11 protein-coding genes are annotated in these 13,481 nt (G+C 68.4%); 4 read left to right on the forward strand and 7 right to left on the reverse strand.

Features of this window, described 5'->3' with window-relative positions:
• Nucleotides 1–38: 38 nt before the first annotated feature.
• On the reverse strand, nt 39–4,868 hold the full coding sequence (locus tag NJ4_RS01730) for an NAD-glutamate dehydrogenase (protein ID WP_067429206.1): 4,830 nt from the start codon (nt 4,866–4,868) through the stop codon (nt 39–41).
• 110 nt (nt 4,869–4,978) lie between these two features.
• Here NJ4_RS01730 and NJ4_RS01735 point away from each other — a divergent pair, with 110 nt between their 5' ends.
• Nucleotides 4,979–5,449 carry a DUF2505 domain-containing protein gene (locus NJ4_RS01735; protein ID WP_067429209.1) on the forward strand — a complete coding sequence of 157 codons (471 nt, stop codon included), beginning with the start codon at nt 4,979–4,981 and terminating at the stop codon, nt 5,447–5,449.
• A complete protein-coding gene (locus NJ4_RS01740; protein ID WP_067429211.1) occupies nt 5,446–5,937 on the forward strand; it encodes a DUF2505 domain-containing protein in 492 nt (163 codons plus the stop codon). Before NJ4_RS01735 ends, NJ4_RS01740 begins: the two co-directional genes overlap by 4 nt.
• On the opposite strand, the gene NJ4_RS01745 is transcribed toward NJ4_RS01740, so the two are convergent.
• From NJ4_RS01745 to NJ4_RS01760, 4 genes are all read right to left on the reverse strand, one after another.
• Entirely contained in the window at nt 5,909–6,118 is a 210-nt protein-coding gene (locus NJ4_RS01745) for a hypothetical protein (protein ID WP_157550589.1), read from the reverse strand. The genes NJ4_RS01740 and NJ4_RS01745 overlap by 29 nt on opposite strands.
• 70 nt (nt 6,119–6,188) lie before the next feature.
• Nucleotides 6,189–7,823, reverse strand: coding sequence for an L-glutamate gamma-semialdehyde dehydrogenase (pruA, locus tag NJ4_RS01750; RefSeq protein WP_067429219.1), 1,635 nt, complete (start codon nt 7,821–7,823; stop codon nt 6,189–6,191).
• Between the two features lie 89 nt (nt 7,824–7,912).
• Nucleotides 7,913–8,326, reverse strand: coding sequence for a DUF6912 family protein (locus NJ4_RS01755; protein ID WP_067429221.1), 414 nt, complete (start codon nt 8,324–8,326; stop codon nt 7,913–7,915).
• The gene (locus tag NJ4_RS01760; protein WP_281178231.1) at nt 8,323–9,804 is read right to left on the reverse strand and encodes a WS/DGAT/MGAT family O-acyltransferase; all 1,482 of its coding nucleotides are present in this window, start codon (nt 9,802–9,804) and stop codon (nt 8,323–8,325) included. The genes NJ4_RS01755 and NJ4_RS01760 overlap by 4 nt, the downstream gene beginning before the upstream one ends.
• A gap of 59 nt (nt 9,805–9,863) precedes the next feature.
• Between NJ4_RS01760 and NJ4_RS01765 the strand changes: the two genes are divergently transcribed.
• Both NJ4_RS01765 and NJ4_RS01770 read left to right on the forward strand, forming a co-directional pair.
• Nucleotides 9,864–10,241 carry a hypothetical protein gene (locus NJ4_RS01765; RefSeq protein ID WP_067429227.1) on the forward strand — a complete coding sequence of 126 codons (378 nt, stop codon included), beginning with the start codon at nt 9,864–9,866 and terminating at the stop codon, nt 10,239–10,241.
• Nucleotides 10,242–10,243: 2 nt separating this feature from the next.
• Nucleotides 10,244–11,560 carry a hypothetical protein gene (locus NJ4_RS01770; RefSeq protein ID WP_067429230.1) on the forward strand — a complete coding sequence of 439 codons (1,317 nt, stop codon included), beginning with the start codon at nt 10,244–10,246 and terminating at the stop codon, nt 11,558–11,560.
• Here NJ4_RS01770 and NJ4_RS01775 read toward each other — a convergent pair.
• Nucleotides 11,550–12,785, reverse strand: coding sequence for an AAA family ATPase (locus NJ4_RS01775; RefSeq protein ID WP_067429233.1), 1,236 nt, complete (start codon nt 12,783–12,785; stop codon nt 11,550–11,552). The two genes, NJ4_RS01770 and NJ4_RS01775, sit on opposite strands and share 11 nt — an antisense overlap.
• Nucleotides 12,782–13,447 carry a hypothetical protein gene (locus tag NJ4_RS01780; protein ID WP_157550591.1) on the reverse strand — a complete coding sequence of 222 codons (666 nt, stop codon included), beginning with the start codon at nt 13,445–13,447 and terminating at the stop codon, nt 12,782–12,784. Before NJ4_RS01780 ends, NJ4_RS01775 begins: the two co-directional genes overlap by 4 nt.
• Between the last annotated feature and the right edge of the window lie 34 nt (nt 13,448–13,481).

The raw sequence follows: 13,481 nt of genomic DNA on the forward strand, positions 1-13,481 counted from the left end.
CCCGGCGTGCGTACGCCGAGCGACCGTGAGGTGCGGACTCAGCTCGTGGCCAGCAGGCCGCGCACCACGCGCAACCCGACCGACATCCGCGCCAGGTCGGCGTCGTCGTCGGAACAGATCTCCTCCAGCGTCGCCACGGCGCGCGTGATCAGGACCTCGTCCTTGTCCTCCCAGTCGGCGATGCGTGCCGTCGCGGACTCCTCGGGCGAGGTGGAGGTGAGCACCTGCGAGGTGAGCCGGGCGTGCACGGCGTGCAGGTCGTCACGCAACGCTGCACGGGCCATGGTCTGCCAGCGGTCCTCACGCGGCAACGCCAGGATGCGGGCCACCAACGACGGCAGCCCGAGGCGCTCGCCCAGCGCGAAGTGCACCCGAGCCACCTCGAGCGGGTCGATGCCCTCACGCTCGGCGGTCTCGACGATGCTCAGGATCATGTAGGCCGGTGAGAGCACGGCAATCCGGGCCGCCAGGTCCTCGGGGACACCCTGTTCGATGCGATAGTCCCGGCGCTGCTCGAAGGCATCGAGCTCGCGCCCGGTGATCAAGGTGGGAAGCTCGGCCATCACCTTCTGGGTGGTCACCGAGAAGAAGTCAACCGTGGCCTCGCTGTCGAGCGGTGGACGGCGGTTGGTGACCAGCCAACGGGAGGCCCGTTCGACCAGGGTCCGCATCTCGATGCGCATCCGGGTCTGCACCTCGGCCGGCAGCTTGTTGTCATACGACTTCAGCTCGTCACGCAGGGCCAGGGAACCGAAGATCTCCCGGGCCACGAAGTTCGCGCGAGTGAGCTCGGCCGCCGTGGCCCCGGTCTCCCCGCCCAGACGCGGCCAGAAGGTCATGCCGGCACCGTTGACGAGGTCGTTGACCACCTGGGTCACGATGATCTCGCGACGCAGCGGGTGACTCTCCATCTGACTCCGGTAGCCCTGACGCATCTTCTCCGGGAAGTAGGCGAACAGGTCACCACGCAGATAGGGGTCATCGGGGAGGTCGGAGGCCAGCAGCTCGTCGGCGAGCACGATCTTGGTCCAGGCCATCAGCACCGACAGCTCCGGCAGCCTCAGACCCTCTCCCCGATCGAGCCGTTGCCGCACCTGCCGCGAGGTGGGCAGCGCCTCGAGGTCCCGGTTCAGGACACCACGGCGCTCGAGCTCCTTCATCCAGTCCTCGTGCACGTGCAGCAGCGGGGCCGCGTTGGCCACACCGTTCGCGAGCGCGAGGTTCTGTTCGTAGTTGTCGCGCAGCACCAGGTCGGCGACCTCATCGGTCATCGTGGCCAACAGCTCGTTGCGCTGCTTGACCGTCAGGTCGCCGTCGCGCACCACACCGTCGAGAAGGATCTTGATGTTCACCTCGTGGTCGGAGGTGTCGACGCCCGCGGAGTTGTCGATGAAGTCGGTGTTCATCCGGCCACCGTTCTCGGCGTACTCGATGCGGCCACGCTGGGTGAAGCCGAGGTTGCCACCCTCCCCCACGCACTTCACCCGGAGATCTTCTCCGTTGACGCGGATCGGGTCGTTGGCCTTGTCACCCGCATCGGCGTGGGACTCGTCGGAGCCCTTCACGTAGGTGCCGATGCCGCCGTTCCAGAGCAGGTCGACGGGCGACGTCAAGATCGCCTTCATCAGGTCGTTCGGGGCCATCGACGTGATCCCGGCGTCGATGTCGAGTGCTTCGCAGATCTGCGGTGTCAACGGAACCGACTTCAGCGACCGGCGGAAGACTCCACCGCCCTCGGAGATCAGCGAGGTGTCGTAGTCCTGCCACGACGAGCGGGGCAGGTCGAAGAGTCGACGACGTTCGGCGTAGGACGCAGCCGAGTCGGGCGTGGGGTCGAGGAAGATGTCGCGGTGGTCGAAGGCGGCGACGAGACGAGTGTGCTCGGAGCAGAGCATGCCGTTGCCGAACACGTCGCCGGACATGTCGCCGATGCCGACCGCGGTGAAGTCCTCGTTCTGGCAGTCGACCCCCATCTCGCGGAAGTGGCGCTGGACCGAGACCCAGGCACCGCGGGCGGTGATCCCCATCCCCTTGTGGTCGTAGCCGACCGAGCCACCCGACGCGAACGCGTCCCCCAGCCAGAACCCGTAGTCGTTGGCGACGCCGTTGGCGATGTCGGAGAACGACGCGGTGCCCTTGTCGGCGGCCACCACGAGGTAGGCGTCGTCGCCGTCATGGCGCACCACGTCGACAGGGGGCACGGTCTCCCCGTCGACCAGGTTGTCGGTGATGTCGAGCATGCCGCTGATGAAGGTCTTGTAGCAGGCGATCCCCTCAGCCAGCCACGCGTCGCGGTCAGACATGTCGGGCAGCTGCTTGCAGAAGAAACCACCCTTGGAACCGACTGGAACGATCACGGTGTTCTTCACCATCTGGGCCTTGACGAGTCCGAGCACCTCGGTGCGGAAGTCGTCGCGGCGATCGGACCATCGCAGCCCGCCACGGGCCACCGCGCCGAAGCGGAGGTGGACACCTTCGACACGCGGAGAGTAGACGAAGATCTCGTACTTCGGCCGCGGCTCGGGCAGGTCGGGGATCGCCGAGGGCTCCAGCTTGAAGGAGATGTAGGGCTTGGTGCCGCCCTCCTGGAAGTAATTGGTGCGCAGTGTCGCGTCGATGATCGTGCGGTAGGAACGCAGGATGCGGTCGTGGTCGAGACTCGCGACGTCGTCCAGCGCGCGGTCGATGCGCTCGCAGACGACCTCGGCGTCGGCGGTCGAGCTCGGCTCGAACCGAGCCTCGAAGAGCTGCACCAGGAGCCGGGTGATGTCGACGTTGCTGCGCAGAGCGCCTTCGATGTAGTCCTGCGCGAACGGTGTGCCGCCCTGACGCATGTATTTCGCGATCGCGCGCAGCAGCGTCGCCTGCCGCCAGGTGAGCCCGGCGGCCAGCACGAGGGCGTTGAAGCCGTCGATCTCGTTGCGGTCCTCCCAGACCGCCCGGATCGCGTCCTGGAACAGCTCCCGGGTGTTGGCGGGCAGGTCGCGTCCGTAGGCGAGACCGAACTCATAGAGGTACGACGGCCGGCGCAGATGCTCCAACTCGTAGGGACGCTCGTCGACGACCTCGACCCCCATCGAGCTCAGCATGGGCAGGATCTGGCTCAACGACAGGGGCGAGCCGATTCGGTAGAGCTTCAGCCGGGCCTCGCCACGACCTGCGTCGAGGTGCTCGTAGAGAGACAGGTCGATGCCCTCGTCGCCCGTGATCGCCTCGAGACGACCGAGGTCCACCGCGCCCGTGCGGGCGGAGAAGTCCTCTTTGTAGGCCTCGGGGAACGACTCGACGTAGGCCTGACTCAACCGGGCGCCGACTTCTTCGCCGTACTCGCTCACCACGGCCGCGGTGAAGTCGTCCTGCCACGAGCGGGCCGCCTCGATCAGCTCGCGCTCGAGGCCGGCGCCGTCGATCTCACGCACGGTCTGTCCCTGCGGTGGTCGGACGACGAAGTGCACACGGGCCATGTTGGACTCACTGACTCGCACCGTGAACTCCACCGAGTCGCCGCCGAGACGGTCACGGAGGATGGCGGCGATGCGCTCGCGCACCGTCGTGTTGTAGCGATCGCGGGGCAGGTAGACCAGGCAGGAGAGGTAGCGGCCGTAGGTGTCACGTCGGACGAACAGTCGCAGCTGGCGCCGCTCGCGGGTGTACATCACCGCTTCGGCGATCTCGCTGAGCTGGTCGACCGGTGTCTGGAAGAGCTCGTCGCGCGGGTAGTTCTCCAACGTGTCCATCAGCGCCTTGCCGGCGTGGCTGTGCGGCTCGAAGCCGACCCGAGCCATCACCTGGGCCGCCTTCTCGCGCAGCAACGGGATGCGGGTCAGGGACTCGGTGTAGGCAGCGCTGGAGAAGAGCCCGAGGAACCGGCGTTCACCGATCACGTCACCGGCCTCGTCGAAGACCTTGACGCCGACGTAGTCGAGGTAGGCGTCGCGGTGCACGGTTGCCCTCGAGTTGGCCTTGGCCAGGACCAGCAGCACCTTCTCGCGTGCCTTGGCCTTGACCAGCTCGGGCAGCCGACCGAACGCCGCCGACAGGTCGGGGTCCGAGCGCAGGATGCCGAAGCCCGTGCCGGGGACCGCCCGCAACACGTCGTCACCCTCCACCACCTCGAGCTGGTACTCGCGGTAGCCCAGGAAGGTGAAGTGGTCGTCGGCCAGCCAGGTCAGGAGATCACGACCCTGCTGAACCTCCTCGGCGGGCAACGGCGGAGGGTTGGCGCTGAGATCGTCGACGATCTCATTGATCTTGTCGTGCATTCGCTGCCAGTCCTCGACCGCTTCACGCACGTCGCGCAGCACCCGCTGGAGCGCGGCCTCGATGGAGGCGATGTCGTCGCCCTCGGGGATGCGGTCGATCTCGACGTGCATCCACGACTCGCGAACCGAGCCCGCGTCCCCAGTGGCCGCCACGCCGTCCTCGGCGACGGCGATGTCCTGGAGCTCGCCGGTGATCGAGCGAACCACGTCGAAGTGCGGGTGCACGATGACATGCAGGTTCCGTTGCTGCTCGGCCAGCGCCATCGTGACCGAGTCGACCAGGAACGGCATGTCGTCGGTGACCACCTCGACCACCGAGTGCGCGTTCGCCGACCAGCCGTGCTCCTGCACAGTGGGCGTGAAGACCCGCACGTTGGCGGTTCCCTGCGGCCTGGTCAGCCCCAGACGCCAATGACTCGCCAGGGCGCCGTAGAGATCGACCTCGCTGCGGTCACAGACGTCTTCGGGCGCGACGTGGCGGTAGTACGCCTTCAGCATCGCGGGCACGTGCTCGAGCGGAGGCCCGCCCGTGCCCTTGCGATTCGCGGCCAGATCGGTGGCCTTGGCGATCAACGTGGACTTGTTGTCATCGAGGGTGTTCGACACAACTCGACACTAGAGCCGTGGGTGTGACCCGGACAACACCACCCACCACACCCGCACGAACGTCACCGAAACGTTAGGCGGCGGGCCGAGTTTCGGCCATGATGTCGGGCATGAAGATCCAACACTCCGTCAGGTACGACGCTCCCGTCGCCGACGTCTACGCGATGCTCACCGACCCGGCGTTCCGCGAGAAGGCAACCACGGCCCAGGTCGTCACGAAGCTCGATGTCTCCGTGGTGGCCGGCTCGGTGACCATCGACACGGTCCGGCCCAACACGGATGTCCCAGCGTTCGCCAAGGCGGTGGCCGGTGAGAGCACGCACTCCGTCCAGGCGGAGCAGTGGACGGACGGCACCACCGCGGCTTTCAGTGTGAAGATGCCCGGCAAGCCGGGTCACATCAGCGGCACCAGGCGTCTCATCTCCGACGGCCAGGCCACCCTCGACACCTTCGACGGCGAGGCAAAGGTGTCGATCCCCCTGGTCGGCGGCAAGATCGAGAAGTTGATCGCGGACAAGCTCACCAGCTCCTGGAACATCGAGCACTCCGTGGGTACCCAGTGGCTGGAAGGCGACCGATGAAGAAGCTGACGCATGAGCTGACCTACCCCGGAGCCACGGTCGAGCAGGTGGTCGCCATGGTCTCCGACCCGGCCTTCCGCGAGGCGGTGGCCGACTACCAGGGTGTCATCCGCAAGACCGTCACGGTCTCGGGCGAGGTGCCGGCCAAGCGGATCGAGGTCGAGATCGTGCACGGCACCGACCGGGTGCCGTCGTTCGCGAAGAAGTTCGTCGGCGACGAGATCCCGATCGTCCAGGTCGAGACGTGGTCCTCCGACACGGCGGCCGACGTGGAGGTCACGATCCCGGGCAAGCCCGGTGACATGAAGGGCACCGCCCGCATCGAGCAGCGCGGCGACGATGTGGTCGAGACCCTCGACCTGGCCGTGCAGGTGAAGATTCCGCTGGTCGGCGGCAAGGTCGAGGACCTCATCGTCGGTCTGCTGGCCAAGGGCTTCAAGGCCGAGAACAAGGTCGGCCTCACGTGGCTTGCCGGCGAGTGGAGCTGACCTCACCCACCTCGGCCTCGGCCCGTTCCTCGGCGGCGATGTCGCGACGGCGTACGACGTAGACCACGGCGCCCAGCAGCAGGAACGGTCCGAACGCGACCGCCACCACCAGCCACTGCTCGTAGGCGTGCAGCTTGCCCATGTGCTGGGCAAGGATCGAGACCATCATCTGTGCTGTCATGACGGCCCCAGTCTCTCACCGGGGCCGTCAGGACAGCCAGACAGGTCTGCCGGACGGGCCCGCCCGTGCGTCAGTCGGTCAGCATGTGCGGGTAGCCGTGCTCCTTCGGCGGCACGAACGTCTCCTTGATGGAGCGCGGCGAGGTCCAGCGCATCAGGTTGCTCGGTGCCCCCGCCTTGTCGTTCGTGCCCGAGGCGCGGGCCCCACCGAACGGCTGCTGACCCACCACCGCACCGGTCGGCTTGTCGTTGATGTAGAAGTTGCCGGCCGCGAACCGCAGCGTCTTGCGGGCCCACGCGATCGCGGCACGATCCTGCGCGATGACCGCGCCGGTCAGGGCGTACGGCGAGGCCGACTCGGCCTGCTCGACGACCTTCTCGAAGTCGGCGTCCTTGTAGACGTGGACGGCCAGGATCGGGCCGAAGTACTCGGTGGAGAACATCTGGTCGGTGGGGTCCGTGGAGGTGACCACGGTCGGCCGCACGAACCAGCCCACCGAGTCGTCGTAGGTGCCGCCCGCCTCGACGGTCAGGTGCTTGGTGCGCTTGGCCCGGGTGATCGCTGCCTTGTGCTTGGCGAAGGCCCGGTCGTCGATGACCGCACCCATGAAGTTGGACAGATCCGTCACGTCGCCCATCCGCAAGGCATCGACATCCCCGAGGAACTGGTCCTTGAGCTTGTCCCACACCGACTGCGCGACGTAGGCCCGTGACGCCGCGGAGCACTTCTGGCCCTGGTACTCGAACGCGCCGCGCAGCATCGCCACACGGGTGACGTCGGGGTCGGCGGAGGGGTGGGCGATGATGAAGTCCTTGCCCCCGGTCTCGCCGACGATGCGCGGGTAGGACCGGTAGTTGGCGATGTTCGCGCCGACCGTCGACCAGAGATGCTGGAAGACCGGCGTGGAGCCGGTGAAATGGATGCCGGCCAGGTCCGGGTGGGTCAGCGTGACGTCGGAGACCGCTGCGCCGTGGCCGGGCAGCATGTTGATCACGCCCGGGGGCATGCCGGCCTCCTCGAGCAGCTCCATGGTCAAGGACGCGGCCAGCTGCTGGGTGGTCGACGGCTTCCAGATCACGGTGTTGCCCATCAACGCCGGGGCGGTGGGCAGGTTGCCAGCGATCGCGGTGAAGTTGAACGGCGTGATCGCGTAGACGAAGCCCTCGAGGGGCCGGTGGTCGGTGCGGTTCCAGATGCCGGGGCTGTTCGCGATCGGCTGCTCGGTGAGGATCTGCTTGGCGTAGTGGACGTTGAAGCGCCAGAAGTCGATCAGCTCGCAGGCCGAGTCGATCTCGGCCTGCTGGGCGGTCTTGCTCTGCCCGAGCATCGTGGCGGCGTTGATCCGCTGGCGCCACGGGCCGGCAAGGAGGTCCGCCGCCTTGAGCAGGATGGCGCACCGCTCGTCGACCGGCATCGCCCGCCACTCCGGTGCTGCCTTGGCGGCCGCCTTGATCGCGGCGTCGGCGTCCTTGCCTGTCGAGTTCTTCAGCACACCCAGCACGTGCTGGTGGTCGTGCGGCTGCACGACCTTGATCTCTTCGCCACCGCCTGACTTCCGGCGGCCGCCGATGACCGCGCGCAAGGTGTGCTGCTTGCGCTCGAGCTTGTCGATCTCCGCCACCAGCTCGGCCCGTTCGGGGCTGCCGGGTGCGTAGGTCAGGTTCGGCTCGTTGGTGGGAGCCGGAGGAAAGGTGATTGCGTCCATGTCGCGATCGTGTCAGACAGTGACGTTGCTCTCAAATGTGCTGGTCCTGCGATGCGCAGGCACACCCGGCCCGACCTCGGCACGCAGGCTCAGAGAAGGTCGGCGATCTCCTGGGTGGCGAACCATGCGAGCTCTGCCACCACAACGCCGTCGGCATCTGCGGTCTGGTCGTCGGTGTCGACGTGGGCCGCGGCGACGTGCTTCCAGACCAGGTCACCCGGGGCACGCACTGCCGTGGGCTCGCCGGCCAGGTCCCGGGCCTCGACGGTGGTCACGTCGGCGGCGATCACGATGCGACGCGCTCCCCCGCCGCGGTGTTGCCAGGACTCGTCACCCGCGGCGGAGAGGGCGGCGTACTCCCATTCCTCGGAGTCTCCCTCGGGCCAGGCCGAGCGCAGGTCGTCGGTGACCGCGTGGGCGTCGAGGGGACCGGCCAGCCGTGAGTCCTCCACCAGCCGGGCGAGCTGATCGCGGTTCAGCGGGACGTAGATGCGGGTGCTCATGGCTTCCGCTCCGTGACCCTGCGGCGGCCTCGTGGCGCGCGCGGACGATCGTCGCTGGCGGAGTCGAGCAGCTCGTCGAGCGCCTCCGTCACGCACTGGCCGAAGACGCTCACGTCGGGCAGCGCGTCACGGTCGGCGGTGATTCCGTAGTGGACGGCCCCGTCGTACGACGTCACGCCGATCGCGAGTGCCTGACCGGGCAGCAGCGGCTGGACCGGATACGTCTCGACCATGCGGGCGCCCGCGGCGTAGAGCGGGAACTGCGGGCCCGGCACGTTGGTGATGGTGAGGTGGAAGCCCTTGCGCTGCTGAAGCGCTGCGACGCGTGAGCCGAGCGCGTGGAACGTGGTCGGGGCGAAGCCGGCGATCCCGGCCAGCCGGTTGGCCGCCACGGCCCGGCCCGTCTCTCGGTGGCTCTTGAACGCGTAGGAGACCTGGTGCAACCGGATCACCGGGCTGGCCTCGCCGATCGGCAGCGTGATCAGGTGACCCGTGATCTGGGTGCCGAGCGAGGTGGCCTCGAGCTCGTCATCGATCACCGACATCGGCACCATGGCGCGCAAGGACCGCATCGCCGAGGACGACGTGCCCCGAGCCATCAGCCAGCTGCGCAGCGCTCCGGTCACCGTGGCCAGGATGACGTCGTTGACCGACCCGCCGTGGGCCTGACGAATCCGGCGGTACACCTCCAGATCGGTGGAGACGGTGACGAAACGACGCTGCTCGGACAACTCGGCCGAGATCGGGGAGTCGGGAGCGGGCCGGCGGTTGGCCAGCGCGTTGACGACGGTGCGTGTGCGTTGACGTGCCTCGGTCATCCGCCGGGCGGCGGAGTCGACGGTGCTCAGCGTGGTCGACAGCAGCACCGCCGGCGAGCGGAGGTTGTCGAGCACGGCGTCGGCGGTGAGTCCCATGGGGGACGGCGTACGCCGTGGTGCCCAGTCGTCGGGCTCCAGGGACTTCGGCTCGGGCTTGGTGTCGAGCAGCACCTGGCCGAGGTCGACGGTCTCGACGCCGTCCACCAGGATCTGGTGCGACTTCGAGAGCACGGCCACCCTGCCGTCGGCCAGGCCCTCGATAAAGTAGACCTCCCACAGCGGTCGGCTCATGTCGAGCTGGCGGCTCATGATGCGCGAGACCAGCTCACGCAGCTGCTCGATAGTGCCGGGCCGCGGCAGGCCGGAGCGCCGTACGTGGAAGCCGAGGTCGAACCGTGAGTCGTCGACCCAGGTCGGGTTCGCGATCCGCCCCGGCACCTGCTGGATCCGCTGGCGATAGCGTGGCACGAAGGCGATCCGCTCGCCGATCAGATCGACCAGTGTCTGGTAGTCGAAGCCCGACTCCCCCGGCTCGAAGATCTCGAGGGTGGCGTTCTGCATGGGCGTGGACGCCGATTCGGTGTCCAGAAACACCAGGTCCCTGGACCGAAGACGCTCGCTCAATCGACTCACCCCTGTTCCACGCAATTTGCACTGCATGCGATTCTTGCAGAGGACCTGCCCGACCGGGCGCAGGTCCATCGTCTGGAGGAGTCGCAGTGCACCGTCGTCGAAGGTTGGCCGCCGGGGCCGCCGCCGTCCTGATCACCCTGACCGCCGCGTCCGCGTGCAGTTCCGGGGACTCCGGCGACAAGGGCGGCAGCAGCACCGAGGACGCATCTGTCATCAACGTCACCATCAAGGGCGACACGGTCGAGCCGAACGGCAAGCGCTACGACGTCTCCCGCAACCAGACCGTCGAGTTCGTGATCGATGCCGATGAGGCCGGCGAGATCCACATCCACTCCAAGCCCGAGCAGGAGATCGAGTACGCCGCGGGCACGTCGACGCACAAGGTGAGCTTCGACAAGCCGGGCATCTTCGCGGTCGAGTCGCACGCGCTCGAGAAGACCATCGTCGAGCTCGAGGTCCGCTGAGCGTGGATCTCTTCGCCCATGGCGTGGGCGGCGCGAAGGATCTCCCGATCCCCGCCGAGTACGCCATCGCCGGTGCCTGCGCTGCCCTGGCCGTCTCGTTCACCGTCCTGGCACTCGCCTGGCGTACGCCGCGCTTCAACACGGGATCCCCGGCGCGTCCGGCCGCCCCGCTGCTCACCGAGATCGTCGACTCGCCGTGGTTCCGAGGGCTGGTCCGGGCGTGGGGGTTCTCGTTCTTCCTCTACGTGGCCGCGGCCGGCGTGTTCGGCAAGGACCTCGCGATCAACCCGATCTTCGGGGTCTTCTTCGTGCTGCTGTGGGTCGGCGTGGTGCCGATGTCGCTGGCCTTCGGGCCCTTCTACAAGGCGATCAGCCCGGTCCGCACCATCAACTGGGCGCTGGCCAGGCTGTCCGGGTCAGACCCCGACGTCGGGCTGCGCACGTATCCGGAGCGGTTGGGCTACTGGCCGGCGGCCCTGGGGCTGTTCGCCTTCGTGTGGTTCGAGCTGGTCTATCCGTTCAACGCCGAGCTCGGTCCGCTCCGCCTGTGGTGTGCCATCTATGTCGGCGTGATGCTCATCGGCGGAGCGCTGTTCGGCAACCGGTTCTATGAGCACGCGGACCCGTTCGAGGTGCTCTCCACCCTGGTCGGTCACCTGTCCGTGTGGGGCCGGGAGCAGGGACGGGTCGTGCTGCGCAGTCCCTTGGCGAACCTCGATCTGGTGCCCGTCCGCCCGGGGCTGCTCGCGGTCGGGTCCGTGCTGCTGGGCAGCACCGCGTTCGACTCCTACAAGGGGTCGAACCACTGGACCCGGTTCATCCAGACCACGGACATGAACCCCAACTGGGTCAACCTGGCCGGGCTCGTCCTCTTCGTCGCAGCGGTGGGCCTGCTCTTCGCCGGCGCCACCATGCTCACCGGCATCCACGACGTGATGCGGCGCCGCGAGCTGCCGGCCGAGTTCGCGCACTCCCTCATCCCCATCGTGGTGGGCTACGTCGTCGCCCACTACCTGAGCTATCTCGTGGAATACGGTCAGCAGACCGTGATCCTGCTCAGCGACCCGCTGAGCAACGGGTCGAACCTCCTGGGCACCGGCAACCGGGCGATCAACTACTGGCTCAGCTATCACCCCACCTTCCTGGCCATGACCAAGGTGGCCGGGGTGATCGTCGGCCACGTGCTGGCCGTGGTGGCCGCGCACGACCGAGCCGTGCGCCTGCTGCCGAAGCGCCACCAGCTGACCGGTCAGCTGTCGCTGCTGGTGGTGATGGTCGGGTTCACCATCGGCGGCCTGGCCCTGCTCTTCAGCTCCTGAGCCGTCGCTTCGACACCCTCCCGGTGCCCGGGCGCAGGCCGTCGACGAGCGCCGCCACCGCACGCGAGAGCGAGCTCTCCCCCAGCTCGCTGAGCATCCGGCCTGCCAGCAGGGCACGGTCGGTGGTGGCGCGGTCGTCGGGCAGGAAGTGAAGACCGGCCAGCTCAGCGAATCCACCGAGCATGCCGGCCACGTCTGATTCCGACCAGCCCAGTGAGGCACGCATCCGGTTGATCACGACGTGCACGGGGCGGCCACCGGTCAGCTCCCGCAGCTCGACCAGTCCCCGGGCCAGCCGAGAGAGCCCGACCGGGTCCGCGGATCCGACCACGACCAGGTCGTCGGCAGCGGCTATCGCCTCGAGCGTCATGCCGTTGCGCCCCGGGCGACCGGCCAGCTCGGCACTGAGGTCCTCCTCGAGCGCGAACCCGGTGTCCACCACGACCTCCCCCTGTCGCCGACCCAGGTCGATCAGCTGATCGACGACCCCGGAGCGGACCTCCACCCAACGGTCGGGCCGAGGAAGCCCGGTGATCACGCGGAGTCCGGCAACGCGTCGCTGGAGACCCAGATAGGCACCCGGCAGGTCCCCGGCGGCCGCCGTTCTCGCACACGCCAGGAGCCCGGAGACCTCGTCAAGAACGCCGAGATGCTGACCGACCGATCCGCCCCAGGGGTCGATGTCGAGGACCAGGGGCGCCGCTCCACGGCGGGCCAGCTCGCCGGCGACGGCCAGTGCGACCGTCGTACGCCCGGGTGCGCCGGTGGGGCCCCACACGACAATCGTGCGTCCACGACCCGGCCCCACCGCCGGTCCCTCGCGTGTGGGCTCGGAGTCCTGGTGATCGGCGGCGGCTGCCGCAAGGACGGCATCGGGCAGGTGGTCCACCTGGGCCACCCCGATCGCGAACCGCATGCCGAGCCGGTGCAACCGGTCGCGGAGGTCTTCGCGGGCTGGGTCGGCGAGGACGGCGACCGGCTCGATGCCGTGGAGGCGCAGGTGATGGACAGCGGCTGCGTCGAGACCGGGAGCGTCCAGGGAGAGGACGGCGACGCTGGCCTCCCCCGTGGTGGCCGCCGCCATCAGGTCAGTGACGTCGACGCAGCGCTTCAGCACGACCATGCCGGGTCGCCCGGTCAGCGCGGGCAGGGCGGTCGACTCCCACGGGGCGCCCGCGGCCAGGACCAGCACGCAGGTGCGGGATCCGCCCTCCGTCGGGTTCATCGGTCGCCATCGGGGTCGACGAAGAAGATCCGCCCGACACTCAACGCACCGACCACCTGCTCGAGCTGCTCGTCGGTCAGGTCACGCACCCCGATCAGGATCTCTCGCGTGCCCACGCCACCGAAGGAGTCGTCGACGGCCGGAGCCTCGATCACGACGATGTCCCGGAGCACCGGGCCGGCATCCTTGATCGCCTCGGCCAGGTTGCTCGCATCCGGCGGCCCCACCCAGACGTCGAGCATCGCGCCCTTCTCGACCAGCAGGTCGCCGGTGCCCACGGGGATGGTCAAGGACACGCGACGCAGGCCGTCGTCCTTGCCCAACGCGGCCCGCGGCACCAGCTCACCGGCCCCGACGGACCGGGTCAGCGTCGACTGTTCGGGGAGGTCCTTGTCGCCGGAGAGATAGAGGGCGAGCTCGTCGTCGCCGAGGTGCACCCGCCTGGCGACCAGGTCGCCGTCGCCGACCTTCTCGCCCTGGGCCAGGTCCGCGCGGGCTGCCCAGACCTCGACCGTGTTGTCGGCTCCCCCGAGCACGCGCGCCCCGATCAGCACCGAGACGGCCACCAGGGCCACCCCGATCCAGAGTCGTGGGTCACGCCAGCCCGATCTGCCGGTCCGTGTCGCGAGGGGTGCTTCCGTCTTCCCGAGAATTGCGCTCACCCTCACATCATGTGCGAGATCCGGGCGATTCGTC

The sequence above is a fragment of the Nocardioides jensenii JCM 1364 = NBRC 14755 genome (genome assembly GCF_001552535.1).
In the GTDB taxonomy this organism is placed as follows: Bacteria; Actinomycetota; Actinomycetes; order Propionibacteriales; family Nocardioidaceae; genus Nocardioides; species Nocardioides jensenii.

Coding starts and splice junctions, on each gene's coding strand:
- pruA (WP_067429219.1), bottom strand. CDS start 7,823: ATGGACGCAATCACCTTTCCTCCGGCTCCCACCAACGAGCCGAACCTG.
- NJ4_RS01775 (WP_067429233.1), bottom strand. CDS start 12,785: ATGAACCCGACGGAGGGCGGATCCCGCACCTGCGTGCTGGTCCTGGCC.
- NJ4_RS01755 (WP_067429221.1), bottom strand. CDS start 8,326: ATGAGCACCCGCATCTACGTCCCGCTGAACCGCGATCAGCTCGCCCGG.
- NJ4_RS01735 (WP_067429209.1), top strand. CDS start 4,979: ATGAAGATCCAACACTCCGTCAGGTACGACGCTCCCGTCGCCGACGTC.
- NJ4_RS01760 (WP_281178231.1), bottom strand. CDS start 9,804: ATGCAGTGCAAATTGCGTGGAACAGGGGTGAGTCGATTGAGCGAGCGT.
- NJ4_RS01745 (WP_157550589.1), bottom strand. CDS start 6,118: ATGACAGCACAGATGATGGTCTCGATCCTTGCCCAGCACATGGGCAAG.
- NJ4_RS01740 (WP_067429211.1), top strand. CDS start 5,446: ATGAAGAAGCTGACGCATGAGCTGACCTACCCCGGAGCCACGGTCGAG.